Below are 25,540 nucleotides of genomic sequence, written 5' to 3'. Positions count from 1 at the left end.
CTTCGACGGCGAGCAGAGGGTCTAGTTAGGGTGGCGCAACGAGCAACGGCAAAACGTGAAAGTATTGGTCAATGGAGGAATTACGATGTAAGAACACAGCATTATGAATTATTTAAAAAGGCCCATACAAGCCGTGCTTGGGAACTTTGGTTTGGAGGTGCGGAGAAAGCAGGCTAGGGGAAAAACGAAACTTGAAACACTTCTGGCGCAATACCGGGTCGACATGGTGTTCGACGTCGGCGCCAATATCGGGCAGTATGGTCCCTGGTTTCGATGGATCGGCTTTGACAAAACCATTGTGTCGTTTGAGCCGATCTCGCACTTATTTCAACAATTGAGCCAAAATGCTCAGTCTGATCCGAAGTGGTTAGTGGAACAGGTTGCCTTAGGTGAAAAAGAGGGATCTTGCGTGATCAATGTATCAGGGGGGCATGGTGGGGCCAGCTCGCTTCTGACGATGACCGAACATGTCGTGAAGAATGCTCCTGATCAAGCCGTCATCCGACAAGAAGAAATTAGAGTTACCACTGTTGAAAAAATGATGAAGAAATATTACCCGGAAGGTGATCGCCTCTTTCTGAAAATCGATGCACAGGGGTATGAACGGAATGTGATCGAGGGCATCGGCAGCGGATTACACCGCGTTGTTGGGCTGAAGATGGAGATGTCGCTTGTGGAGAATTATCGTGGTGAGTTGTTGATGGTGGATATGCTGCCTCGTCTGAAAAACATGGGGTTCCATTTGGTGGAGTTTGAGAACGGCTGGTCGAATGACAAAACCGGTGAAATGTACCAGGTCGATGGCGTGTTTTTCAGAGCCGATAGGCCGGCGGGCACCAGTGCCGGCGAAAATGAGAAGGCCGACGCGCTTACGCCAGGGCGGCACTGAGAACCAGCTCTTCTTCGTGAGCGTGATCAGAAACAGTCGTGACTTCTCGACCTTCGATCAGATCAGTGATGCGCTCGCGATGGGCTTCAGCGTACCGTAGAAACTCGATCCCAAACTGGTTGTCCTTGTGCCACCGCACGATGGAGACGTCGATGCCAAGAGGAGAGTCAATTTCGGGAGCCTCAATATGCAGCGCGAGGTAGGTGCCTGGAGTCAGCGTCAGGTTGCTTTGCAGTCGGCATCCCGTTGCAGAAAGATCGAAGAGGACCCCTTCTGCTGCGCCGTGGTCAGTCTGGACACTGGCAGAATACCGCACGTACTTTCTTGGGCTATTCCTTAGCCTCATAGCTGCCTCCTTGCTAATCCCTATCTGGTGTCTATATCGGTACGGCCGATAAAAACTTGATGGGTTGAAACAGAGTACTCTTCCGCTTGATTCGTTATAGACTTGGCCTCTTGAAATTCTTTATCCTGCGGAGAACTTGTCTCTCGGAGAACTGATCAATGACTCATCAAACCTATCCGCGAAGCGCCAAAGTCCTGCTGGGCGGTATTGCTCATCTGGGACGGTTCATCGATAAGATTCGTCTGCGTCATGCCGGACAGATTCAGGACTACAACTACATCACGGTCGGGTTCGACAAGTACCTGATCGACTTTCTTGGCATCGATGCCACGGCATTCGAACAGCGAGTATTAGCCGGGGGGACGGATGAAGACTTGCTGGCTTGGGTGAGGGGCAATGGCCGCAAGCCATCAGATCAGGAAGTTGCGCAATGGTCACAAGGGCTATTGGCTGCTGGTACGAAAGACGAGGCAGCGCGTCAGCGATTTCACGAGAGGCTTGAAGAGATCGCAACCAAGCGAGGGGTATCGATCAGTTCCTTACCATCCGTCACCACTTGGGCCGACGTCATTGAACTTGATGAAGGGCGTCTCTGATTTTAGATTGCGTGGACAAAAGTTTTGGCGATCGGCTGTCTCGTTCTGCTCATGCTGTGTGTCCTCTGAGCAACAGTCTTCGCCGGATATCTTTGGAAGCAACAGAGTCGTTTGTAATCGAGGCTCTGTCTATCGCATTTCCGTCCAGAGGCCTATTTGTGAACGGAACGCCAATTGACGGACTGTGGTTCGAACCACCGTGACATCATGTGTCTGGTCGATCGACTGGACCTGTTCGTTCGGCGAGAAACGTATCGAGAAGAATCCTCCCGTGAAAGCAGAAAATGCCAAGGCTCGCTCGGTCGTGATTGCAACGGCGACATGGCCGCGCCCCTGCAGTTGTTTTACGGACTCATTTGGTCCTAATGCATCACTGAACCAATGGCCACGACTCTCTTGGAATCCGTAGAACTGTCGATTGGTCTGAATCAGCAGCACACGTGGGAATACCCGGTGCTGCTCAACCTGCTCCTCGACCCCCAATTGCACTTCTGTCCATCGGTGTAAGGCTGAAGAAAATCCCAATAGTCGGCGGGTGGTTTGAGCGAAGCCTGCTGGTCCGTGCGCTGCGGTGGTGACGATCGTTTCATTAACTCCCAGTGGCTCTTCCACGGGACTCCCGCCCCCTGGTAGGGCAACGACCCTATCCTTTACGACTGTAATCAGGACATCGACAGAGCGGATTTGTGCGTGGACAGGATTTGGGCATAGAGCGGCTGCGAGTAGGAGAGGGAGACCCCAGCGTCTGATAGAAAGGGCCATCGGTATCCTGCTTGTAGGGCTGTTTGTCTGTCGCGTTGCCATGCTGCATCATACAGGGAATAGATCTGGGCTGTCTTCAGGCGCGCTTGCCTCATACTGCCGCTCGATTATGCGATGGAAGTCGTGGTTGTAGACGTAGTCAGAAAGGAGAACCGCCGTCGATCCTAATGGACCGGCGGCGGTTTTTCATCATGAGCCGTGGACTGGTGAAGGGTTAGACCGATGGAAGTGTCAGCAGTTTCTTCATCTCGCAGTGGGCCAGCACGACGTCTGGGGCGCGCTGCAACGCCTCAAAATAACTCCGCTCATATCCATCGCCCAGTTCAGAGGGGCGAATGAGCCCTCGGATTTCTGTTAATAGCATCGCGACGTCATCAACCGTTGGTTGATCATGCCCGTCGAGCAGTTCATCGATGCGGACAACCATGTTGGATAGTGGATGGAGCCAGGTAAACCAGGGGTCGTTCATCACCAACTGGAGGAGCTGGCCGGTAGAGTCCACTCGGCCATAAATCCGCTCATAGGTCAGTTGCTCGGCGACAATCAAGGCTTTATGTAAGCCTAAGAGTCCATGCCGAACATCGGCCAAGGTTCGCCGCAGTGGATTGGTTTCTCGGACATCTGTGTGTTTCGATTGAATAGCCATAATAGTTATTTTAGCAGCTCGGTTGAAAGTTAGGGATTCAGGTGCCATCCCACTGTGAGTGACTCGCTAGGATTCTTATCGGATGGCAGCCGATTGTTCTGTAGTCATACTCTGGCGCATAGGTGAAATGAGGATTGGCCTTCGCCGGTCGGGCATCTGCGATGTGATGAGAAGAATCGATGGTGCCATGAACCCGTCCATCACCGTTCCGCAACCGTGGAGGATGAGAGGTCGGATGTCCCTTGGTAGTACGGATGCTGATCTGCCTGCCTTTGGAAAGGCTCACTGTTTTGAGGACTTAACAGATTCCCATAGGACGAGAATAATTCACCGGTCAGTCGAGCCGTGTTCTCGGGATCGGTTGGGCGTTTTCGACGGATATAGTCATTTAATAGATGCCCCTCGGCTGTCTTGTGAAGATGTGGCTGGCGCAAATTCATGCGGTAACGGGCGATGGCGCCGGCTACTCGGCTGATGAAGGTGACGGTTCCGTCTTGTTGGATCTGCTCGACAATGCCGACGTGTGTCAGCGGATCATTCAGCAGACCATCTCCATTGAAATCCCAGGTGTTATCAAAGAACACTAGATCACCTGGGTGGACGTCCTTATCTCGGTGAAGCATGCCATGTTGACGCACATGGTTGTGGATGAGGCGGACGCCGTTCGCATTCATCTCGGGGTGGCTACTTCGATAGAGGTCAATCCCGTGCTCCAAAAAGATGGCTCGTGTCACTCCTGCACAGTCATAGTGGATACGCTGACCTTTGATGGTGATGGTCTTTGATCCTAATAACCGTACGGCAGAGTGAACGATGGCGGATCGACTGGGCAGGGACGTGAGCAGGGGGGCGGGAGCCGGTATGTGAGGACTGAAGGGTGGCTGATGGCTCAGGACTGGTTGTTGAGACAGGTCCATTGTCTCGCCGGGGCTTTGCACGGGGATGAAGGATTCCATTGCTGTTCGCTGTGGTTTTTGGGCCGGCGTGGCGCAGCCTGTCAGGGATACAATTGCGATGGTACCCATGATGGCGATCTGTCGCATCGGTCCTCCGTTCGCTACCGTACGTTGACAAATCGCCCGTGAGCCGTCTGTCGGAGTGCATCGATCTCTTCTTGCCTGGTCACCGACAGGGGAATGGTATGGGCTAATTCTTCGATGAGCAGATCGGTTGTGAGCGGTGTTTTTTGATGGAGTGCCCGATAAAGGGCAGCCACCACGGCCTGTTCAATTTCAGCCCCGCTGAAGCCATCGCTGGCGCTGACGATTTTGTCGAGGTCAAACTGCGCACTGTCTTGCTTGCGCAGGCCCAAATGAATCCTCCAAATTGACGCGCGTTCCGTATCGTCCGGCAAGTCGACGAAAAAGATCTCATCGAATCGCCCTTTACGAAGAAGTTCAGGGGGGAGTGATGAGAGGTCATTGGCCGTCGCGACCACGAAGACCTCGTGCTTCTTTTCCTGCAACCACGTGAGAAAGGCTCCGAATAGGCGGCGACTCAGGCCTGCATCCGCCTCGCCATTGCCACCTCCCGCGACCATCGCTTTCTCGATTTCATCGATCCATAGGACAATCGGGGCCAAGGCTTCGGCCATTTCGATGGCCTTCCGAAAGTTCTTTTCCGATTCTCCGATGAACTTGTCGAACAATCGTCCGGCATCAAGCTTCAGCAGGGGGAGTGTCCACTCGCGCGCGATCGCCTTGGCTGCCAACGACTTGCCGCAGCCTGGCACGCCGACCAACATGATGCCTCGAGGCGGGGTGAGGTTGAGTGACTTGGCTTCGGGGGTAAAACCCACTCGGGCGCGCTCCAGCCATGCTTTGAGATTACCGAATCCGCCGAGCTCAAACCGGTTGTCTTCCAGGGGATAATATTCCAGTAGACCGCCGTCTCTGATCGCTTGGACCTTGCGTTTCAGGATTGTTTGCACGTCCTCGGCCGAAAGCGTGCCGCGCTCCACGATACAGTGGGCGATGACCTGGCGGGCTTGATGGAGTGTCAAGCCGTGGAGCGCACGGAGGATTGCGTCGGACTCCTCGGATGAGGGGCCTCTTTCGGCCGCTTTGGTCTCACTGATCGAACGGAGGATACTGTGCACGAGTGTGGTGGAACGCGGACGAGAGGCGAAGCGAGGTCCCAATGACTGCAGCAGACCTTGCAGCATCGATTGCAGTTCGTGTCGATCCGGCAGCTTCAAGTCCAGCCGAACGGCGATCTTGTCGAGATCCAGTGGCAGCGTGATCGGTTGACCGGTCAGGATGCAGGTGGCTCGCGTTCGACTGAAGATGGCTGCAACCTCCCGTAGCTGACGGCAGACGGCAGCATCTTGGAGATGTGGCCCCAGATCTTTCAGCCAACATACCGCCTCGACTGTTAATCCATGGAGGTGCTGAAGGACTGCCAAAGGGGTCGAGGTGAGTTTGCTCAAGGTCTGGCCTTCATCGGCGCGGGTGAGTCCTCTGGTGACCGACCATTCAAAGAGCGGCATCCGTTCCTGGGCTGTGACGGATTGCAGGAGGGCCAGGACCCGTTCCTCTTCCACTGTTTCAATAACAACGAGGGGGTGAGAAGAACGGATCAGTGTACGGAGATCATGGACGGTGGTTGAGAACGCCATCGGAGGAAAATGCTAGCACGAGGCTCGACGCTGACCAAGAAAACCACAGAATGTCACTCGTCTACGCAGGAAGCTACAGCTGTGAAGGAATGCGAGCGAGTGTCGCCGAAGAAACCAAAGGGACCACGGCTATTAAGCCGTGGGACTCCACTTGGTGGGTGAGCCAACGTGTGTCTATCCGCTGCCGCTATAGGCAATCGGGATCTGTTGGGGAACAGGCGCTGTTCCCAGCCTGAGTCCACACTATTCATGAAGGGCTGAAGCGCTGTCGGCGGGGGATGGACTTGCGACGCCGTACACGAGTGTGCCCGCTAGGCGTCTGTCATAGCGGCGAAGCCACAATTCTAGGAGCGGCATACAGGAACGTGGATATGTCCCTAATTGAGCTGTGGGGAGCTTCGCGAATGTGGGTTAGGTTTTCTGAGGATTTTCGAGCACCTTATTGATTTCGCTGATCAGGCGGCGCTCGATTTCCGTCGTCTCTTCATGACTCACACTCAAGATCCGTCCGCCCTGCGCGACCCGTTCGAACTCTGCTTTCACCCCAAGCTTCGTGACACTATCGGGGAGGGCTTCAAGCGAAACGAGATATTGATTTCGTGAACCTGTCATTTCAAGCGTCGCAGGGTTGGAAATCTTGCGCTCGGTCACATAGACCGCGCGTTGTTCGGTCTTGACGCTGACTTTCAGGTGATAGCCATTGCGCGCCAAGGCGTCTTCCACCACTTTGGCCACCGTCGGCATGGGTCGCGGTAAGGTATCGGACTGGGCACCTTTCTCATCGACTTTCAGGGATTCCGCCATCTGTGCGGCGATCATGCGTTTGGTTTCGGCGAGCTGTAGCTCCATTTGTTCGTTGAGCCGTTTTGCGTCTGCTTTAGTGACCTCCATGCTGCTCTTGGCATCACGGAGTTCTTGATTGAGCAGATCGATCTGTTGCTGCATCACCTTATTCCCGTCTTGCAACGAGCCTAAGAGGGATTCCTGCCTCGTCAGTTGCTTCTTGAGTGCTTCATTCTCCGTGCGGAAGGGATTCTCCCGATTGGTATCTGGGGCACAGCCGAGTGCAATCATGAACCAGATGATGCCAATTCCCAGTGACTGTGGACTGACGAGTGTTTTATCCTGCACGTGTACTCCTTCCAAGTGGGTAGTACGATTATCTACGCTTCGGTTCGACTTGTAAATGTGATATCGGAAATTTGATTGTCTGAGTGGTCTCTCGATATGCTCATCAACGATGAAGAAGATGGTTGTCTGTATTATGATGCTATTGCCCTTGCTTTTCATGGAGTTGTCGGGGGCGATGGAAGGAGGGCAGGTCTCAGCTGTTGTCCTGCCGGAGGACTATGATCTGTACGGCCGGATCATTGAGGGCAAATTTCTTACGTCGCAGATCCAATTGGTCCTACTAGAACGGATGACGGTCTCGCGGCTTATGCCGAACCAGCCCGATTCCATGACGTTGGCATTTTTTCAGCAGCAAGAATTCTTCAATGGAATGGTACCGCAAGATCTGGCCTACGATTTTATCGGTGCCAACCAGATACCAAGTCGACTTGAAGGCCAATTTCAGTTCGGCGTGCGCTATCGATTCGTGTCAGGAGAAAAAAACGAAGACGTGGAGGCACGCCTAGCGGTTCCTGCTGTGAATGATCATACGAATGGCGTTGGAATCTCCCTCAGTGCTCGATCGCCTGGCGTTCTCGCGCGTGGGGCGAACGCTGAAGAACGATCAAGCGCTCGTGTACGTTGAGAATAGGCGTCGGGATGGAACCGGAGCGGGGTTCCTGGTGTGGTTCCATCGGTTGGAACAGGTATGGCAGATTCTTGATACGGAAGTCGTCTGGACTATCCGTGGCAAGGAAGATGGAGACGAATCGTAAGAGCCCTGGCTTGCATCGGATACCAGAGCCCTGTAGCATGCCTCTGTCATGGTGTCGTTGATCAGAAAGACGTTTTCGGTCCCACCGCTCGGCTGTAATTGCTCGATTGTCGGTGATCCCGTCACGAAGCAAGCGGTCATCATCGATCCCGGCGGCGCCCCGGAGCGCATTCTCCAGGAAGCGCAGCAGCTCGGATTGACCGTTACCCACATCCTGCATACCCACGCCCACTTCGATCACTTTCTGGCGTCCAGCGAGATCAAGCGGGTGACCGGCGCCACGATTTGTCTCCACCAAGACGATCTTCAGCTCTGGGAAAACCTCGAACTGCAGTGCCGTATGTTTGGGGTGTCCTATGTGCCGGCCCTCTCACCGGACTACTGGCTCGTCGATGAGGAAAAGGTGATGTTAGGGCAGGTGCCGATTGTTGCCCTCCATACGCCGGGGCACACACCTGGGTCGATGAGCTTCCATATGCCGAACGATCGGCTGGTACTGGCAGGTGACACCCTTTTCCGTGGCAGCATCGGTCGGACAGACTTATGGGGTGGAAACTTTGAGGCGATTGAAGAGTCTATTCGAGAACGACTCTATACCCTTGATGATGCCACGACGGTGGTCACCGGTCATGGACCGGAGACCGAGATCGGTCTCGAAAAAGAGTCGAATCAGTTTGTGCGTGTCTAATGACGCGCGTGGGCGCGTCCCTGGGACTTGCAGCTGTTCAAAAAGGTCGTCATGCTGGGCCGCAGCGAGCGAGGAGGCGAGTTGTACGGTGAGTCTCTAAGCGACGTGAGAACAACGCAGACGGCATTTTTCAACAGCTGCGCTACTCTTTGGCCATTCGTTCTTTCAGCCGCTCCATCCGTTTCTCGGTAGCTTGTTTAATGAATGTCATGTTCTCGGCAAGATGTTGCTGGGCGTTGATTTTCCCCTCTTCCCGGCGTTTCTGCTGATCCAGCCCAAATTGGGCAATGCCCGGTCCGTCTTCCTTATTCAACGCTTTCCAGATCTCTGCACAGCGCGGCTGTTGAGCAGGCGGATACTTGTCGCAAGGCGGATCTGCAGCCAAAGCAACCGATGCCGAGACGGTCAAGTTACAGATCAGAACCGTTAACGCCCACTTGAATTGATTCATCCGTCTCTTCCTCCCAAGGGCTCGTTCGCATTTTCAGCACAATACCACAAGTCGTGAGGTCGCATAGACCCTTCGTCGAGCCGCCTGGAAGGTGCTCTCACTCAACGTCGTGAGCGATCTGGAACGCAAGGGGAGGTGGGGCAAAGATGGTGGTAAGAAGGGAGAAATGTTAGAGTTGAAAACGATGGCTATGCATACTCCTCCACACCCCGGCGAGTTCATTACCTGGGTCTATCTGAAACCCAACAATCTGAGCGGCCGCGAACTGGTCGGTAAGCTTGGTGTGGCGGCATCAACGCTGAATCGTGTTCTGACGGGAGCAAGCCGCATCAGCCCTGAAATGGCGTTACGCCTTTCCAAGGCTCTTGGCCGTTCTCCGGAGAGTTGGCTGGCCATGCAGTCCAATCATGATCTCTGGCATGCGAAGCAGTGTGTAAAACTGGGCAAGGTCGGGAAGGTCCGGTTCACAGCGGCCTAGAAGAAATTGGCAACCAAGTCGATGGTTACTGAAAGGGGAAATGCGGGGGTGGCCGAAACGTGCTGATCGTTCCGCTGAAATTGCACTCTGCTCCCTATGAGTAGATATAAAGGACTCTCTTAGCCTAGTTCACAGGAGAAGGGTCTTGTGGATACCAAGTACATCCAGATTTGGGAATAAGACTTGCGGTTTCTGCGTCAATCTCAATGAATTCGCCAAAAACAATTTGGGGGGGGATCGTCTTGTGAGTTTAGGACTTTCGAGCAAAGCTTATCTTCTAGTTCTTGACGAATCACTACTTCAGCTTGTGTTGGGTTGAGTTCATGTACTGCTCGTGTTGTGAAAAAACCGAGCCGTTGTACGGCTCCTTCAACTTTCACCAAGAAATTTTGTCCTTCGATCAAGGTCTTGAATATTTTCATGCCGGGCTGTTTTGTAACGTGTTGGGGGAGAAATGATGGCCGACTCAGATTTTCATCGCCTCGTTGACTTCAGCGAGGGTTGTTTTGGCCACAACCGCTGCGCGTGTGCTGCCGGCATCGACGATCTCATCGACACGTGATGGCTCCTGCGTGAGTTTGGCACGCTTCTCCCAGATCGGTGCCAGCTGGTCCACCATCCGGTCCGCCACCAGTTTCTTGCAGTCGATGCAGCCGATCGCGGCGGTGCGGCAGTCTTTGTTGATTTGGTCTTGAGTTCCCTGTGGGGAATAAATCTTATGGAATTCATAGACCGGACAAAGATCGGGGTTGCCGGGATCAGTCCTTCTCACACGAGCCGGATCGGTGACCATGGTCTTGAGCTTCTGACGAACGACCGGTTCGGTGTCCGAGAGGTTGATCGTATTGTGATAGCTCTTGCTCATCTTGCGGCCGTCGGTGCCGATCACCTTGGGAAACTTCGTCAGATGTTCCTTTGGTTCCGGAAACACGGAAGCCTTGTAAATATCGTTGAAACGTCTTGCAAGTTCTCGCGTCAGCTCAAGGTGAGGGAGTTGATCCTTGCCGACCGGCACAAAATCGGGTTTGTATAACAAAATGTCGGCGGCCTGTAGAACCGGGTAGCCCAGAAAGCCGTATGTGGTGAGATCTTTCTCCTTGATCTCTTCCTGCTTTTCTTTATAGGTCGGATTCCGTTCGAGCCAGGACACGGGAGTCATCATCGAGAGCAGGAGATGGAGGATCGCGTGTTCAGGAATCCGGGATTGAATGAAAATCGTGGCACGATCCGGATCAATGCCGCCGGCCAGCCAATCGATCAACATGTCACGAACGAATGTTCGGATACGGCTGGTATCCGCATAGTTCGTCGACAGGGCGTGCCAGTCGGCGACGAAGAAGTAACAATCATACTGTTCTTGTAAGGCTTTCCAATTTTCCAGTGCGCCCAGGTAATTGCCGAGGTGCATCAGGCCGCTTGGCTGCATCCCACTCAAGACTCGCTTTCGAACTGCCGTCATTCAGTCACTCCTGGGCGTAGGCCAAGTGCGGTGGATAGAATGGTTCCAGACAAGCCCTTGGCAAAGGTTCCTGTGATCATGTGAAGGATGCCCAGCTCTTTGTCGAACACGATCAGTCCGACCAAGATGAGCATCCCGTATGGCTCCAACCTGGCTAACGCCATGGCTGGTTGAGGGGGTAGTACGGCCGTTAAGATGCGGCCACCGTCGAGCGGTGGAATGGGAAGCAGATTGAAAAGAGCCAGGAAGACGTTGATCATCACGGAGTAGAGCGCCATGACGGCAATCGGTCGCAGAAACATGGACCCAAAGAGACTGGATGTCGTCTCGGCGTCTCCGGTGTTGCGGAGGGACAAGGTTGGTTCGACCGTCAAAATCAAAGCAAGGAGCAAGGCGCTGGCGACGGCCAGCAGTAGATTCATTCCTGGTCCGGCCGCCGCCGTGAGTGCCATGTCGCGCCGAGGCTGATGCATATTGCCAGGGTTGATCGGGACCGGTTTAGCCCAGCCCAGGAGAAAACTTCCCGGCAGCATCAAGCAGATCAGCGGGAGAATCACGGTACCAAATGGGTCAATGTGAGCCAACGGGTTGATGGTGAGGCGACCTTGCAGTTTTGCGGTCGAGTCACCGCACTTGTCCGCCATCCAACCATGCGCATATTCATGGAGCACCATGGCAAACAGGAGCGGGAGTCCCATGTAGGAGATGGTGTGGAGGATTTGTGACAACGAACTCATACCCCTGCGCTCAGTTCAGTTGCACAAACTTACCTTGTTTTACTTGAAGAAGAAAGAGCGGTCGGTGCAGAGCCCCGTCCTGCCCGAATCCGGCCGGTCCCGTCAGGGTCGGGAGATTGCGTGAGGTCGCGAGGTAGTCGTGCAGGGCATCTCCGGAGGTGGCTCCATGGCGGATTCCATCGATGGCAATTCTTGCGGCATCGTAGCCCTGCATGGTGAAGAGTGAGGGAGAGGATTCAAAGCGTTTCTGGTGTCGTTGGACAAATTCCTGCACGCCGGGATTGGGACTATCAATGAAGAAGGCATCGACGAATGTTGCGCCGTCCACGGCACGATCTGCGGTGCGAGCAAAGTCCTGGGAATTCCATCCGTTGGTCCCGAGAAGGGGAACCTTAATATCGTGGAAGGTCAGTTGTGCCGCGAGAAGGCCGATCTCTTTGGAGCGACTGGGAATGAAGATCGCGTCGAAGCCTGGTGTGTAGAGGACTCGTTTTTCATTTCGGCTCAGGGGTTTACCCGTCGGATTGGTCACCTCGACGGGGACTGCCAACCCATACTTTTTCAGGTCCTCGGCCTTGAGCCGCTGGATTTGGGGAGCAAAATTGGTGTCCCCTTCCTTAAACGCTTCCATGGCGATAATTTCGCCGTCCAGCCGCTGCACCTCCTGCGCGAAGAAGCGAGCCAACTCGCGTCCATAGACGGTATCGGGATAGAGAATGCAGAACCGTCGATAGCCCTGTTCGTTGGACGCGTAGGTTGCGATCCGTTCGGCCTGCATCCCATAGGTCAGGGCTGTACTGAAGAGGTAATTGCCCAACCGCCGGACGTTGGGGAGTGTGGCAGCCGGTGTGATCAACGGGATTCTCGTCTTCTGGGCCATTTCAGCCATGACCGGAAGATTCTTTGACAACATCGGACCGATGACGATGAGCGGGCGATCCTCATGGAGCAGTGTCGAAAGATCATCCAGAAAACCCTGCCGGTCGGCGTCATGGTCTTTGACGATCAACCCAACGGGTGGTGACCCTGGCTGTTCACGAGCCCGTTCCACCGCCAGTTGAATACCTTGAAGGACATCTGTGGCGAACGTGGACAGCGGTCCCGACAGTGGAAGGACCGCGGCAATGAGATATTGATTAGCTTTCAATCTGGTTTTGATGAGATCCAGGGATTCATGCACTTTCGGGACGGAGGGGTGTGCAGGAAACGCCGCTAGGAAATGCCGAGTTTCCCGTTCCGCCAAGTGGTCTTCACCCCGTCCGATGTAATAGTCGATGAGACGAAGTGAGGCGAGGTCGCCGGGATACGAGCGAGGATAGGCTTCGCGCACGCGCGTCAAGCCACGCTTATCCAGCTTGTCCGAGATGAACTGACGGATTTGTTCTCGTGTCTCGGTCATCTGCCCATCTGAGCTGCCAGCCATCCCCTCCAGCAAGGTGTGGATCGCCCGCACATAATCTTTCTTGTTAGCCAGCACTTCGGCTGTCAGCTGCTGTACCTCACGTTTCGTAGTCTCGTCCTGTGTGGTTGTCCGAACCTGAGCCAATAACGGCAGGGCCAAATCGAGATTGCCCATTGCCGCATGAGTTCGGGCCATCAAGAGCTTGCCCCGTTCAAGCAGATCAGATTCAGGAAACTCCAATTGGAGTTGGTTGAGAGCACGAAGGGCTTCCGCATAGTCTTTCATGCCGTAGAGGGCGGCGCCGAGTAGCAAGTAGGTGTCGTCAAGGTGTTCAGGGGGAGGGGTTGTGGTCAAGAATCGACGCAGCATGGTCACCGCCGATTCCGATGCGCCTTTTTCAATCAACTGCTTGGCCTGGTTCAACACTGGTGGGATGGGAACGATGGGTTTGGAGGACTCAGTTGGTCCAGTGACCTCCGATCGTGTCAGGCCGAGGGCCTCACCGAACGTGAACGTCCCGCTGATGGTGAGAGCCAGCAACAGTCGGACAGCGTGGGGCAATGGGCGATGTGAATAGCCGAGCATTCCATTCGGTCAATGGTAGACCGTACGCAGACTAGTATCGGAAAGGCGCAGGCCTGTCAAGGAGAACTATATGGGAGTGTCATTGTACGGAACGTGCGAGTTGGCTATAGTTCGGGTACTTGATGTCCACGAGTACCCCATCGACCGCGCTCCTTGACCCTCTAGTTGAACGATATCTCACACAACTGAGAGTTGAAGGAGGGTTGGCCACGAATACGGTCGAGGCGTACCGGCGCGACCTGTTCCGATTGCAGCGACATTTGTTGACGCATCGACTTCGCATGAACGATGTCGTCTCATCCCACGTGATCCGGTCGTTTTTGGCTGCTCTCAAGCAGGAATCGCTTGCGACATCGTCTGTTGCTAGGATTCTTTCGGCCACACGAGGGTGGTATCGGTTTCTTGTGCGGGAACGTGTATTGGAAGGGAGTCCTCTCCGTGAAGTTGCGGTAGCACGCCGGCCTGTTCGTTTACCCAAGACGTTGACGAGATCTGAGATGACTGCGCTGTTGGAGTTGCCCGTGCGGGATCGGATTGAGGATCAACGCGATCGAGTGATGGCGGAATTGTTGTATGCGTCAGGTCTTCGTGTATCGGAACTCGTGGGGTTGACGCTTGCTCAGGTGGATCTACATCTCGGCTGCCTTCGAGTCGTCGGAAAAGGTACCAAGGAGCGCATGGTCCCAATGGGGCAGACTGCGCGTGATCTATTGAGTGAATACCTTGACCACGTTCGTCCGGCGCTTCTGAAGCGCCGCTCCACGCGAGTGTTGTTCGTCAGTCGCCGTGGGCAGGGGTTGACCAGACAAGCCTGTTGGAAGCTGCTTCTGCAGCGGGCACGACGCGCAGGGATTACGAAGTCGATTTCGCCGCACGTGCTTCGACACTCGTTTGCCACGCACTTGCTGGAAGGGGGGGCCGATCTTCGAGCCGTTCAAACGATGCTGGGGCATGCCGATATTGCGACAACCCAGATCTACACGCATGTAGAACGAAGCCGGCTGAAGCGAGTTCATCAACAATTTTTCCCGAGACAGCTTACGCGACGAGGGCCGAGTGGAACAAAAGCCTGAGGAGGGAGACTTCCTTTTATACGTAGGATGTCATCAAGAGCAGTGAAAGAGGTGCACGCTGGTTGACAAGGCAGTTTGGACTTGATAGGCTCCGCTGAGGTTGCTAAGGAAATTGGGCGGATAGCTCAGTTGGGAGAGCGCTGCCCTTACAAGGCAGAGGTCACAGGTTCAATCCCTGTTCCGCCTACCAATGTGGAATTGTGGTAAGCAGCGGCAGGGAGAGTGATGTTGTACGGAGGGTTTGTTCCTCAGCTCGGGGCTTGATCGGCGACCAAACTGAGAGCGTCTTGTCATTTGCAATCTTCCGCCATAGCTAGATTTTGCGGGGCCGTCGTTCAGCCTGGTTAGGACGCCAGATTGTCAATCTGGAGGTCGCGGGTTCAAATCCCGTCGGCCCCGCCATTTTTCCCCAGTGTTTGATACAATCCACGTTGCACAGAGCGACTGAAATCTAAGGAGGCACGTCGAGACTCGTATGTTTCAAGCTGGCCCACTGGGAATCATCATGTCGTTGGGGATCGTCTCCAAGGTGGTCCTCTTGTTACTGTTGGGTTTTTCCATCATTTCCTGGGCGGTTATTTTCTATAAGTGGGCAAGCTTTCGTGCCGCCGACGAGAAAGACCGCCGTTTCATGGCGGTGCTCTTGCGGGCCCGAGATGTCGAAGAAGTCTCGCGGCAGGTGCAACAAACGACCGGAAGCCCCTGCGCAAAGATTTTTCATACCGTCGTCCAGCGGATCGGCTATATCCCTACGGAGATGAAAGAGAACGGCGCGCTCGCCTTTGATCGGCATGTGATGGAGCGAACGGCGGCTCATATCGCTCAGAGTCAAATCGCCAAGTTGGAATCTTTTCTTCCTTTCCTTGCGACAACCGGAAATATCAGTCCGTTCGTTGGGCTGTTGGGAACCGTGATGGGCATCATCGATTCGTTTCGGGAAATCGGTGCCCAGGGCACGGCCAGTATTGCGGCTGTAGCCCCTGGAGTGTCTGAGGCCTTGATTGCCACCGCTGCCGGGTTATTCGCGGCGATTCCTGCGGTCATTGCCTACAATTACTTCCTGACGCGCATCAGGCGTACGGCGTTGCAGATGGATTCCGTTGTGGTGGAACTCCTGGCCCTGATCCCACCTCAGGCCAAGTCCGTTGATCCAGTTGCCGCCGGAGCGAAGGGATGATTTTCGAGACAAGGCAGCGTCGGTTTTTGGCCGAGATCAATGTGATTCCACTGGTCGATGTGGTCTTGGTGTTATTAGTCATCTTCATGGTCACCGCGCCGATGCTGTATCGTGGAATGGACATCAAATTGCCGACGTCTGCCTCGAACACCATCAAACCGGAAATTCGAGCCGTGTTGACGATCGAAAAGGATCAACGGCTGTATCTCGACAAAGATCAAGTCAGCGTGGCTCAGCTCGAGCGAAAGTTGCATCTCCTGAAGCAAGAACATGCGGAAGTCTCCTTGTATTTACGTGCCGATCGTGATGTGCCGTATGGGGTTGTGGTTCAGGTCATGGATGGAGTCAAAAAGGCCGGGATTGAAAAACTCGGCATGGTGACCGATCCCACAACCGGCCCCGAACGGATCACGGAGGCGACGTCTCCTCTGCCTAACCAGTAGGATTAAGGTTCACGGTGCAGGCTTGGACATCAGCCGGTATGATATCGGATGATGAGTGGCAGGCGAAGCTGGCTCGCCGCCTGAGCCGTGCCCTGTTCGTCTCCCTCGTGTTGCATCTCGGTATCTTGGCCGTCGTGGCGTGGATTCGCTTGCCGCGTCACGGTGAACGACCGCTCGCGTCCGTCGAGATTTCGCTGGCCAGCCTTCCGGCGCCTCAGGTGAAAACTCTTGAGCCTCAAAAGAGCCAACCGGTTTCGAAAGAGAAAGACGTAGAACGCCCCAAACCGACGCCGCAGAATAAGTCCGTCGACTCGCCTAAACCGATTGAGCGTGCCACGACGATTGCGCCACCAAAGGCAGTTCCCGTCCCGAAGCAGGCATCGGTACCGCCTCCGGCTGTTTCTCCCCCGCCGGTTTCTCCTCCCGTCACTCGGGCGAAATCATCGAATGATGTGATGAGCGAGATCATGAAAGGCATCGAGTTACCACCGGATGCTCCGAAACGCGGAGACCTCAGTCCTGAGGAGAAGCCGAGGACGACATCGGCGATGAAGCTGCCTGATGTACCGGTCGTGTCGGATACGAAAGATCTCACGGGGAAGCCTGTGGTCCAGAAATCGTCTTCGTCCCTGACGGAAGATCTTGCGAAAGACTTGGATGAAGAGTTCAAGAAGATCAGCAAGCTGGAAGTGCCAAAAGCCGCGGCTTCGGTCGATGTTCCGGTAAGGCCTGCGCCCCAGCCGGCTCCCCAAGTTGAGGCAAAAGTACCAAGTGTCAAGGCCGTCGATACGACGCTGAAGGTTCCAGGAATGGCTCCTGGGTCGAATGCTTATCTGGCGCTGGTCCGGCAGCGCATCAGTAATAGCTGGAGTGCTCCACCGCTGGACCTGACCAACCAGGTGTATGTGGTCATCGTCCAATTCAGACTGCATCGGGACGGGAAAGTCACGGGTGTCTCCATCGAACAATCGTCCGGGAACGAGTATTATGATTTGGCGGGGAAGCGGGCGGTTCTGAGCGCAAATCCATTGCCGGCCTTCCCGGCCGATATTTCCGATTCATACTTTGATGCCCACTTTACCTTCACCGTGGGCGAGCCCCAAGGATAAATTATGACGCTACGAACGCTCGTGATCGCGGGTTTCTGTGCCCTGGTCGGCCTGGTGTGGATCATCGAATCTGGTGCTGCCGACGTATTCCTCGAAGCGGCGAGGCCTGATTTTCAAAAAATTCCATTGGCCATTGCCGGAATTGAGAATCTGGGTGGTACGGAGTCACCGGAGGGTCGCGTGAAGCTCGGCAGCCGTATTGAAGAGGTCCTCAAAACGGATGTGCGTCGCTCCCTGGTGTTTGCTCTCGTCGATGTGAATGGTCTCGGCATTAAGTCCGGCCAGCTGGGAGCTGAGCCGGATCCATCCTTCAAACACGCGGTTGAGAACGGCGTGTCGGTCGTGGTGTGGGGACGAGCTGGTATTAAGAGTGGGAATAAAGATGCCGATGTGAATATGGACGGCTATGTCTATGACGCCGGGAATAACGAGGTAGTCGGTGGGAAACGATACGTGGGCTCAACCTCGGTGGTTCGGCTGATGGCCCATCGATTTGCGGATGAGCTGGTGTTTCGTTATACCGGAGAACCGGGGATCGCTCGGACGAAAATCGCCTATGTGTCGGAGCTGGGATCGGCGCGGGAATTGTTCCTGATGGACTATGATGGATACGATCCGCGGCAACTGACGGCCGACGGATTTTTGAACTTGATGCCGCGCTGGTCTCCCGATCGACGATATTTGGTCTTTACGACCTACCGCAATCGGAATACGCAAGATATCGATCTCCTGGAGCTCGCGACTGGAAAACGCTGGACCCTGGTCTCACAGGGAGGACTGAACATCACGCCGGCACTTTCTCCTGACGGGAATTTTCTTGCGTATTCATCGAGTTCAGAGGGGAATGCGGAACTCTATCGCATGGACACCCACACGAAAGCGGTGCAACGGTTGACGACCAATGCCGGCGGAGATCTTTCCCCTTCCTGGGCACCGTCTGGCCGTGAGTTGGCCTTTACCTCTGACCGAAATGGCGGACCGCAAGTGTTTCTCATTAGCGCGGATGGATCCAATGTGCGCCGATTGACCTTTGAGGGAGATTATAATGCGGCTCCCGCCTGGTCTCCTCGAGGGAATTGGATCGCGTATGTGTGCCGGACTCCACGAAAAGAGTACAAGCTTTGTCTGATCACGCCCGATGGGCAGAAACGCGTGCAGCTGACAACCGGGCCGGGGGTTGATGATTCCCCTTCGTGGTCCCCTGACGGACGTCACATTGTATTTAGTTCCACTGCAGACGGGAAAAGCCACATCTATATGATTAATACGGACGGGAAAGACTTGGAACGGATTACCTTCACGGGGACTCACAATAGCGCACCGGCATGGTCTCCCGCCTCGTGATTTTTATGCAAGGCATTGACGAGAATCGTCCTCCACGGTATGAAAAGAAAGAACACCTGATGAGAAGGGAATCGACTCGATGAAAACATTAGCAGTCACCCCCCTACCAGTAATTCTTGGTGTGCTCCTGCTGCTGAGTCCGGCTTGCTCAAAGAAAGCCGTCCAATCGGGAGGCGATACCCGTGCGTTACAGGAAGAGATGGCACGAGGAGGGGCAAAAGGTGGGACAAGTTCGAGCTTCCCCGATACCTCGTTTTCCGGAAAAGATGATGCGAATGGTCTGCGGGGAATAGATCGAAACCCATTAGAAGAACGGCTCGGTAGCGGTGGTCACAACGGAAGTGGAACGGTGAGCCCGAATAGTACGCTGATGGCCAAGTCCGATCCTGGGGCTGCGACGCGTCAGCTCGCTGAAATACGTGCGGAGCAGACGGCATCCGCTGCGGCAGGTTTGCGGGATGTCTTTTTTGCCTATGATAGTTTTTCCATCACAGACGAAGGGCGCCACGCGCTCAGCAACGATGCGGAGTGGATCAAATCAAATGCACAGGTCCAGCTGAAGATCGAAGGCCATTGTGACGAGCGCGGTACGTCCGCGTATAACCTGGTGTTGGGCGAGAAGCGGGCAAAAGCCGTTCGAAACTACCTCGTCGAGCTGGGGGTGGTTCCTCAGCACCTCTCGGTCGTCTCCTATGGAAAAGAACGGCCGTTTTGCACGGAACATGGGGAACAGTGCTACTCGATGAATCGTCGAGGGCATCTTGTCGTGAAGGTCGGGAAATAGTGCATGTCGGACACGCGGTCGGCATGATCGCTTCCTTGTCGTAATCGGTCCACTGGAGTGCAAGGTATGAAGTCTCAACTGCGAACCACGCATGGCGTGCTACTCGGTTTGGCGGTGGGCGGGCTTTTCTTGCCGGGGTGTGTCGCACAGCAGTCCGATTTGAAAAAAACCGAAAAAGATTTCAAGCAGACGAGTGCCAAGCAGACTCAAGAAATTACGACTCTGCGCGAATATGAGATCCCCCAGTTGCGTGGAGAACTGGAGAAGGCGCTGCATCTGACCAAAGACCTTCAGGCCAGGCAGGAAGATCTTAAATTCAGGTCGGCGCAGGCCGAGCAGCAGACCAAGAAACTCGAACAGTTGGCGGCGAAGCTGGAAACCGACGGCAGCACGCGATACCTGTGGATGCAGAAGAGCTTTGAGACGCAAGATGCCAAGGTCTCGGCACGGCTGGACGATCTGGCAAAGGCGATGGAAGCGCTCAAAAAAGAAGTCATCGACGTGGTGCAACGCACGAATGAGGGTTTGGCCAAACGCGTCGATGCCAAGCTGGATGGGCACCAAAAGGAGTTGACCGATCATCAGAATAGGATGGAGCAGGTTTCTCAGAAGTTTACGCAATTTAATCAGGCGTTGACAGGGTTTCGGGAAGCCCTCACCGGCTTGAACGATCGGGTGGGTGAAGGGGAACATGTCTCGAAGAATCTTGCCGCCAAGCTCGAAGTGGATTCAAAAACCACGGCGACACATGCAGAGGACGTGAATCGGAGTGTGGTCTCCATCACGAAGGCACTTGAAACCGTCGGAAAAAAAGTTACGGCGCGCCTCGATGAGCAAGACAGTCGCATTGACGCCCTGATAAAGACCGTTGAGCAGGTGTCACATAAGCCTGTGTCATTGCAGCAGGCGACGAAGTCCTCCCAGCATTCGTCGGTGGGGCCGAATGAGACGATGCTGGAAGGAGGGGATGCATCAAAAGTGTCTGGCGGGCAGGACACGTCAGGCGGTACGACGACGATCACTCCTCCTCAAGAATCGCCTAAGTCGGACCCTGTTCAGGTGACAGCCGATCCCCCAGATCGGGTTCGCTATGAACGGCTGTTGGCCTTGTTCCGTGACGGGGATTTGGAAGGGGCTAGGCAAGGATTCACCGGGTTTCTCGACGAGTTTCCCAATTCGAACCTTGCGCCGAACGCTCGATTTTGGCTTGGGGAGTCCTACTTTGGCGAGAAAGATTTTCAGAAGGCGATTGATGCGTACGATAAGGTAGAGGTCGACTATCCGAGCAGTGCGAAGGTGCCGTCGGCCATTCTGAAGAAAGGGTACGCGTATTTGGCCATGAAGGATAAGAAACGAGCTTCATCGGCCTTCAAACAGGTTGTCACGCTCTATCCCAAGAGTGTCGAGGCAGGGAAAGCATCCGATAAGTTGGTTCAAATCAAGGAGGGGCGGTAAAGCATGCGAGCCCGTACCGTCATGTCCACAGCGATCATAGCGGGATGGTTGGGATGGGGGATGGTTCTTTCCGGATGTGCGAAGCACGCGGACTTCATGCAGACCCGCGACCAGCTTTCGACGATCTCCAAAACGCAGGATCAAGACCATCAACGGGTCGATGCCGTGGTCCGTCGCTTGGAGGCGATCGAGCGAAGCAAGGAGAGCAAGGATCCAGACGTGACCAAGTCTCGCTTTGATGATGTGACGGCCCGTATTCAAAAGCTGGAAGGCCGGCTTGCGAAGTTGGAGGAGACGGTGAGCCAGGCGTCTGCCAGGTCGGACTCCTCACCTGAACCGCGTGCGGCGAAGATGGTGAAGTCGACACCCCCGACAGAGGCCGTGGTGACGGCATCGGGCATCACGCCGACCTCGGCGTTTAATTTGGCCTATAATGATTATCTGAGCGGTAAATATGAGCTCTCCATCGCCGGATTCCAACGATTCATCAAGGACTTTCCCGGTACGTCGCTGACTCCCAATGCCCAATACTGGTTGGGCGAGTCCTATTACAATTTGAAAGAGTACGGTCGAGCCATCCAGACCTTTGATTATCTTGTCGCAGAGTATCCTGGGAATGAGAAAATGCCGGCCGCGCTCTACAAGCTTGGGTTAGCCACAGCCGAGACAGGTGATCTTGCCAAATCGAGGAAGAATCTGAAACGGGTGCTTGAGGAGTTTCCATCGTCGGATGAGTCCAAGTTGGCCAAGCATAAATTGGCCGAGCTCCGATGAGCGTCCACGCCGTTCGACGTCCTGCCTTGTTCCCAGTCCCATCCCGCGTGAGGAGCCTGGTGCCGTGCTGAAGACAGACGGCAGCTCGAAGATCCGCCTATTGCCGGAAGACGTGATTGGTCGCATTGCGGCCGGGGAAGTCGTTGAGCGCCCTGCTGCAGTCGTGAAAGAACTGCTTGAAAACAGCATTGATGCGGGGAGTCGTTCCATCTCGATCGACGTGAAGGATGGAGGCCTCTCCTTGATTCGGGTGACTGATGATGGGGAGGGGATGAGTCGTCAGGATGCGATCAGTGCGTTTCAGCGCCATGCCACAAGTAAACTCCGGTCTGATGCCGATCTATGGTCCATCCGCACGATGGGGTTTCGGGGGGAAGCGTTGCCGAGCATTGCCGCCGTGGCGCATGTTCGGTTGCTGACCGCGACCGGTTCGGACGAGGTAGGGACGAAGTTGGAAGTTGCAGGGGGACTCGTTGGAAAGGTGACCGACGCCCCTCCGGTCGTTGGGGCCAGAATCGAGGTCATGGGGCTGTTCGAGCATCTGCCGGCCAGGAAAAAATTTTTAAAGTCGGCCCCGACGGAGTGCACGCATATCATTCGAGTGGTGCAACAGGCGGCGCTGGCTTGGCCGGCTATCCAATTTCGTTTCAGCCAGAATGCCCAGGAATTGTTGAACTACCCAACCGTGCGATCAGAAAAGGAGCGGATCGCACAGGTGTACCCACGTGCCTTTCTCGATCACGGTCTTCCTATCCATAGTGAGCAAGCCGGCGCCAGCCTCACGGGCTACATTATTGATGCGAGCCATGCGAAGGCCTCACGGATTCCACAAGAATTGTTTGTGAATCGTCGACCCGTTCGGAGCCTGACGGTGTCCCACGCTGTGGGGGAAGGCTATGGGTCATTTCTTTCCCGGGGTTGCCATCCACGGTTCGTGTTGTTCCTCGATGTCGATCCAGAACGAGTAGATGTCAACGTCCATCCGACGAAGCGGGAAGTGCGTTTTTCGGACAATGAGTTTATCCATCAACTCGTTCGACGAGCGATCCGCGAGCGACTGAGCGGCGGAGGCAGCGCACAGGGACTTGGTGACAGGGAAATAGGAGACCAGGCCACCGTGCATATCCCGGTCTCCTGGCCTGGTCCTTCTGCTACGACCGTGTCTCGTCCAACGGAGACGGCACCCTTGTCACCATCAAATTCGGACGTGCAGCTGGCATTTGCGAATGAAGCGGCGGAGCCATATGTCCGAGTGCCCGCCGGGGAAGTGGTTGCATTGGGACAGATCAATCGGACATTCCTCGTCGCGCAAGTGGGTGGAGACCTCATGGTGGTCGATCAACATACAGCCCATGAGCGGGTGCTGTTTGAGCGGCTGTATCGGGCCTGGACGGTCAGCAGTCTTCAGGCGCAACCGTTGCTTCTGCCCGATCCTCTGGATTTACCGCCGGATCATGTGGCCTTGATCTTGCGCCATCAGGAGGACCTGGGGAAGTTGGGCTTAGAGATCGAGCCGTTCGGTGCCACAACGGTCCTACTCCGATCGACGCCGGTCGGACTGGGTCCAGTCGATCCAAAAGTGTTTTTGGAGGACCTTCTTGAGGACTTGAATCAATGGGAACGAGTGCCTGTGCTTGAGGCACGGATACGGTCGGTGCTGGCATCCTTGGCTTGCCACGGTGCTGTCCGGGCTGGTCGCTCGATGAAGCTGGAAGAAATCAAGGTGCTGGTCGAAGAGTGGCGGGCTGAGGGAGAGATCACCACCTGTCCTCATGGACGACGAACATCCTTTCGACTCAGCACCGACGATCTCGAGAAAATGTTCGGGCGAGCCGGTTGGTAGGTTATGCAGGGTGAAGGAGAGGCTCAGCTCCCATGGATCTTGTGGCGCTCTGGTGATCGCTTCTGGTCGGCAGTGACATGACCATGCGGGTGGACATTGCACGTCGCCGTCGGCCGCTGGTCGTCCTGCTGGGGCCAACTGCCGTTGGTAAAAGTCGAGTCGCGATACACGTCGCCAAGCATTTTGACACTGAGATCCTGACGGCGGATTCGCGCCAAGTGTATCGCGGAATGGATATTGGAACGGACAAGCCGACTGCCGAGGAGCAGCAGACTGTGTCGCACCGGCTTCTTGATCTGGTAAATCCAGATGAAACGTTCAACACAGGCTGGTATCGACGTATCGCACTGGAGCACATCGAGCGATTATATGCAGCCGGCCGACTGCCCTTCGTCGTTGGAGGGACTGGCCTCTACATCAGGACGTTGGTTAGGGGACTATGCCCTGCACCGCAGGCCGATCCTAAGGTGAGGGCAGAACTCAAGGAGTTGAGAGAGCAGGGGGGGCGAAACGGTTTGTATGCTGAATTGATCCGTGTCGATCCTGCAGCAGCAACCAAATTACATCCGAATGATGAGTCGAAGGTGATGCGGGCACTGGAGGTGTACCGACTGTCGGGGCGCTTGATGTCCGAGATGCAGGCTGAACACCGGTTTCAAGAGGCACCATTTTCATCCCTATTGATCGGACTTCATCAGACCACAGACGTGCTCTATCGACGGATCGATGAACGCATCGATTGGCAGCTGGCTCATGGAATGGTAGAAGAGACGCGGTCTCTGCTTGCTCGTGGATACAGTCGTGAGCTTGGGGCGATGAAAGGTCTTGGATACCGACACATCGCCACCTGTTTGGCGAAGGAATATGATGAGACGGAAATGGTGCGCCAGTTCAAGCGCGACACGAGGCGCTTTGCGAAACGGCAGATGACTTGGTTTCGAAAGGAGCCTGGTGTCGAGTGGTTCTCCATTGGCGAGGGCGAGTCGCTTGAGCAGGTGGGAAGCCGAGTCATCACACGCATCGAAGAATTTCTGAAAGGTCATGAGTCGCAACAACAGCCTGCAATGGTGCGGGCGTAGTGAGAATAGGATGTGGTATGCCAAGAAAACAGCGTGATGAGCGGGTGACAGTCGGAGTGATCGGAGGAAGCGGACTCTATGAGATTGAAGGGCTGACAGGCGCACGTTCGATCCGAGTCCGTACGCCCTTTGGGGCTCCATCCGATGTGATCAGGGTGGGTATGCTCGAAGGAGTTCGGGTGGCGTTCCTGTCTCGCCATGGACAAGGGCATCTCTTGAATCCAAGTGAAATAAATTATCGCGCCAACATTTTTGCGCTCAAGTCCCTCGGTGTATCGCACGTCATTTCGGTCAGTGCCGTCGGCAGCATGAAAGAATCGATTCATCCGGGCGACGTCGTGGTGCCTGACCAGTTCATCGATCTCACTAAGCGTCGCGTCTCGACATTTTTTGAACAGGGGCTTGTGGCCCATGTTGCGTTCGGTGAACCGATTTGTGCGGAGCTGGCCCACGCGTTGCGCTCAGCCGGGGAGCGAGTCGGAGCCACGCTGCATGCTCGTGGTACCTACGTGTGCATGGAAGGGCCACAGTTTTCGACCAAGGCGGAATCACGGCTCTACCGGCAATGGGGGGTCGATGTGATCGGGATGACCAATATGCCGGAAGCTAAACTGGCTCGCGAGGCGGAGTTGTGTTATGCGACCTTGGCGTTGGTCACCGACTATGATTGTTGGCACGAGACGGAAGAGGCTGTGACCGTGGAGGCCGTGCTGGATACTCTCCACCGCAATGTCACGTTGGCGAAACAGATTCTCCGTACGGTGATGCCGTCGTTCGCGAAACCGATCGAGTGTGCCTGCCATCGGGCGTTAGACCATGCGATTTTGACTGCACCGAAACGAATACCGACTGCTGTGCGGAAGAAGCTTTCGGTGCTTATCGACCGTGCCCTGACACCACAGAAAGGAGCTCGTTAGG

26 protein-coding genes and 2 tRNA genes are annotated in these 25,540 nt (G+C 55.1%); 18 read left to right on the top strand and 10 right to left on the bottom strand.

Annotation, left to right across the window (positions count from 1 at the left end; genetic code table 11):
- Positions 1 to 103: 103 nt before the first annotated feature.
- Positions 104 to 889, top strand: a complete 786-nt coding sequence (locus COMA1_RS16470; RefSeq protein WP_090750545.1) for an FkbM family methyltransferase — start codon at positions 104 to 106, stop codon at positions 887 to 889.
- Here the strand turns inward: COMA1_RS16470 and COMA1_RS16465 are convergent.
- Positions 870 to 1,235, bottom strand: a complete 366-nt coding sequence (locus COMA1_RS16465) for a PilZ domain-containing protein (RefSeq protein WP_090750543.1) — start codon at positions 1,233 to 1,235, stop codon at positions 870 to 872. The two genes, COMA1_RS16470 and COMA1_RS16465, sit on opposite strands and share 20 nt — an antisense overlap.
- A 158-nt stretch (positions 1,236 to 1,393) precedes the next feature.
- Between COMA1_RS16465 and COMA1_RS16460 the strand changes: the two genes are divergently transcribed.
- Entirely contained in the window at positions 1,394 to 1,831 is a 438-nt protein-coding gene (locus COMA1_RS16460) for a DUF5069 domain-containing protein (protein ID WP_090750541.1), read from the top strand.
- Between the two features lie 129 nt (positions 1,832 to 1,960).
- Here the strand turns inward: COMA1_RS16460 and COMA1_RS16455 are convergent, their stop codons facing one another.
- The 5 genes from COMA1_RS16455 to COMA1_RS16435 form a co-directional block, all read right to left on the bottom strand.
- On the bottom strand, positions 1,961 to 2,593 hold the full coding sequence (locus tag COMA1_RS16455) for a hypothetical protein (protein WP_141654380.1): 633 nt from the start codon (positions 2,591 to 2,593) through the stop codon (positions 1,961 to 1,963).
- Between the two features lie 214 nt (positions 2,594 to 2,807).
- Positions 2,808 to 3,239 (bottom strand): hypothetical protein, encoded by a 432-nt coding sequence (locus tag COMA1_RS16450; RefSeq protein WP_090750537.1) that lies wholly within the window; start codon positions 3,237 to 3,239, stop codon positions 2,808 to 2,810.
- Positions 3,240 to 3,439: 200 nt separating this feature from the next.
- Complete coding sequence (locus COMA1_RS16445; protein ID WP_090750535.1) at positions 3,440 to 4,282, bottom strand: NlpC/P60 family protein; 843 nt, start codon at positions 4,280 to 4,282, stop codon at positions 3,440 to 3,442.
- 14 nt (positions 4,283 to 4,296) lie between these two features.
- Positions 4,297 to 5,856 carry an AAA family ATPase gene (locus COMA1_RS16440; protein WP_090750533.1) on the bottom strand — a complete coding sequence of 520 codons (1,560 nt, stop codon included), beginning with the start codon at positions 5,854 to 5,856 and terminating at the stop codon, positions 4,297 to 4,299.
- 411 nt (positions 5,857 to 6,267) lie between these two features.
- A complete protein-coding gene (locus tag COMA1_RS16435; RefSeq protein WP_090750531.1) occupies positions 6,268 to 6,987 on the bottom strand; it encodes a hypothetical protein in 720 nt (239 codons plus the stop codon).
- Between the two features lie 118 nt (positions 6,988 to 7,105).
- Here COMA1_RS16435 and COMA1_RS16430 point away from each other — a divergent pair, with 118 nt between their 5' ends.
- The gene (locus tag COMA1_RS16430; protein WP_090750529.1) at positions 7,106 to 7,612 is read left to right on the top strand and encodes a hypothetical protein; all 507 of its coding nucleotides are present in this window, start codon (positions 7,106 to 7,108) and stop codon (positions 7,610 to 7,612) included.
- 178 nt (positions 7,613 to 7,790) lie between these two features.
- Positions 7,791 to 8,429, top strand: a complete 639-nt coding sequence (locus tag COMA1_RS16425; RefSeq protein WP_090750527.1) for an MBL fold metallo-hydrolase — start codon at positions 7,791 to 7,793, stop codon at positions 8,427 to 8,429.
- Positions 8,430 to 8,571: 142 nt separating this feature from the next.
- On the opposite strand, the gene COMA1_RS16420 is transcribed toward COMA1_RS16425, so the two are convergent.
- Complete coding sequence (locus COMA1_RS16420) at positions 8,572 to 8,880, bottom strand: hypothetical protein (RefSeq protein WP_090750525.1); 309 nt, start codon at positions 8,878 to 8,880, stop codon at positions 8,572 to 8,574.
- A gap of 184 nt (positions 8,881 to 9,064) precedes the next feature.
- Here COMA1_RS16420 and COMA1_RS16415 point away from each other — a divergent pair, with 184 nt between their 5' ends.
- A complete protein-coding gene (locus COMA1_RS16415) occupies positions 9,065 to 9,358 on the top strand; it encodes a HigA family addiction module antitoxin (protein WP_090750695.1) in 294 nt (97 codons plus the stop codon).
- A gap of 466 nt (positions 9,359 to 9,824) precedes the next feature.
- Here COMA1_RS16415 and trpS read toward each other — a convergent pair whose 3' ends face one another.
- The 3 genes from trpS to COMA1_RS16400 are packed head-to-tail and all read right to left on the bottom strand — an operon-like array spanning position 9,825 to position 13,541.
- Positions 9,825 to 10,817, bottom strand: coding sequence for a tryptophan--tRNA ligase (gene trpS, locus COMA1_RS16410; protein WP_090750523.1), 993 nt, complete (start codon positions 10,815 to 10,817; stop codon positions 9,825 to 9,827).
- Positions 10,814 to 11,554, bottom strand: a complete 741-nt coding sequence (locus tag COMA1_RS16405; RefSeq protein ID WP_090750521.1) for a site-2 protease family protein — start codon at positions 11,552 to 11,554, stop codon at positions 10,814 to 10,816. Before COMA1_RS16405 ends, trpS begins: the two co-directional genes overlap by 4 nt.
- Positions 11,555 to 11,564: 10 nt before the next feature.
- The gene (locus tag COMA1_RS16400; RefSeq protein ID WP_090750519.1) at positions 11,565 to 13,541 is read right to left on the bottom strand and encodes a penicillin-binding protein activator; all 1,977 of its coding nucleotides are present in this window, start codon (positions 13,539 to 13,541) and stop codon (positions 11,565 to 11,567) included.
- Positions 13,542 to 13,663: 122 nt separating this feature from the next.
- Here COMA1_RS16400 and xerD point away from each other — a divergent pair, with 122 nt between their 5' ends.
- The 13 genes from xerD to mtnP all read left to right on the top strand — a co-directional run bounded on the left by xerD (position 13,664) and on the right by mtnP (position 25,539).
- A complete protein-coding gene (xerD, locus tag COMA1_RS16395) occupies positions 13,664 to 14,614 on the top strand; it encodes a site-specific tyrosine recombinase XerD (protein ID WP_090750517.1) in 951 nt (316 codons plus the stop codon).
- A 114-nt stretch (positions 14,615 to 14,728) separates the two neighbouring features.
- Positions 14,729 to 14,804: transfer RNA gene (locus COMA1_RS16390), tRNA-Val, on the top strand.
- A gap of 134 nt (positions 14,805 to 14,938) precedes the next feature.
- Positions 14,939 to 15,016, top strand: a tRNA-Asp gene (locus COMA1_RS16385).
- Positions 15,017 to 15,089: 73 nt separating this feature from the next.
- The gene (locus tag COMA1_RS21880) at positions 15,090 to 15,791 is read left to right on the top strand and encodes a MotA/TolQ/ExbB proton channel family protein (RefSeq protein WP_090750515.1); all 702 of its coding nucleotides are present in this window, start codon (positions 15,090 to 15,092) and stop codon (positions 15,789 to 15,791) included.
- On the top strand, positions 15,788 to 16,234 hold the full coding sequence (locus tag COMA1_RS16375) for a biopolymer transporter ExbD (protein ID WP_090750513.1): 447 nt from the start codon (positions 15,788 to 15,790) through the stop codon (positions 16,232 to 16,234). Before COMA1_RS21880 ends, COMA1_RS16375 begins: the two co-directional genes overlap by 4 nt.
- Positions 16,235 to 16,272: 38 nt before the next feature.
- On the top strand, positions 16,273 to 17,343 hold the full coding sequence (locus COMA1_RS16370) for an energy transducer TonB (protein ID WP_090750512.1): 1,071 nt from the start codon (positions 16,273 to 16,275) through the stop codon (positions 17,341 to 17,343).
- Positions 17,344 to 17,346: 3 nt separating this feature from the next.
- Entirely contained in the window at positions 17,347 to 18,687 is a 1,341-nt protein-coding gene (tolB, locus tag COMA1_RS16365) for a Tol-Pal system beta propeller repeat protein TolB (protein ID WP_090750510.1), read from the top strand.
- 79 nt (positions 18,688 to 18,766) lie between these two features.
- On the top strand, positions 18,767 to 19,471 hold the full coding sequence (gene pal / locus COMA1_RS16360; protein WP_090750508.1) for a peptidoglycan-associated lipoprotein Pal: 705 nt from the start codon (positions 18,767 to 18,769) through the stop codon (positions 19,469 to 19,471).
- A gap of 66 nt (positions 19,472 to 19,537) precedes the next feature.
- A complete protein-coding gene (gene ybgF / locus COMA1_RS16355; RefSeq protein WP_090750506.1) occupies positions 19,538 to 20,926 on the top strand; it encodes a tol-pal system protein YbgF in 1,389 nt (462 codons plus the stop codon).
- Positions 20,927 to 20,929: 3 nt separating this feature from the next.
- A complete protein-coding gene (gene ybgF / locus COMA1_RS16350) occupies positions 20,930 to 21,700 on the top strand; it encodes a tol-pal system protein YbgF (protein WP_090750504.1) in 771 nt (256 codons plus the stop codon).
- A 64-nt stretch (positions 21,701 to 21,764) separates the two neighbouring features.
- Positions 21,765 to 23,543, top strand: coding sequence for a DNA mismatch repair endonuclease MutL (gene mutL, locus COMA1_RS16345; protein ID WP_176698127.1), 1,779 nt, complete (start codon positions 21,765 to 21,767; stop codon positions 23,541 to 23,543).
- A gap of 77 nt (positions 23,544 to 23,620) precedes the next feature.
- Positions 23,621 to 24,622 carry a tRNA (adenosine(37)-N6)-dimethylallyltransferase MiaA gene (gene miaA / locus COMA1_RS16340; RefSeq protein ID WP_090750500.1) on the top strand — a complete coding sequence of 334 codons (1,002 nt, stop codon included), beginning with the start codon at positions 23,621 to 23,623 and terminating at the stop codon, positions 24,620 to 24,622.
- A gap of 17 nt (positions 24,623 to 24,639) precedes the next feature.
- Positions 24,640 to 25,539 (top strand): S-methyl-5'-thioadenosine phosphorylase, encoded by a 900-nt coding sequence (gene mtnP, locus COMA1_RS16335; RefSeq protein WP_090750499.1) that lies wholly within the window; start codon positions 24,640 to 24,642, stop codon positions 25,537 to 25,539.
- Position 25,540: the final 1 nt, after the last annotated feature.

It is taken from the genome of Candidatus Nitrospira nitrosa (assembly GCF_001458735.1).
GTDB classification, from domain to species: domain Bacteria; phylum Nitrospirota; class Nitrospiria; order Nitrospirales; family Nitrospiraceae; genus Nitrospira_D; species Nitrospira_D nitrosa.
This window is presented reverse-complemented; position numbering and strand designations above follow the sequence as displayed.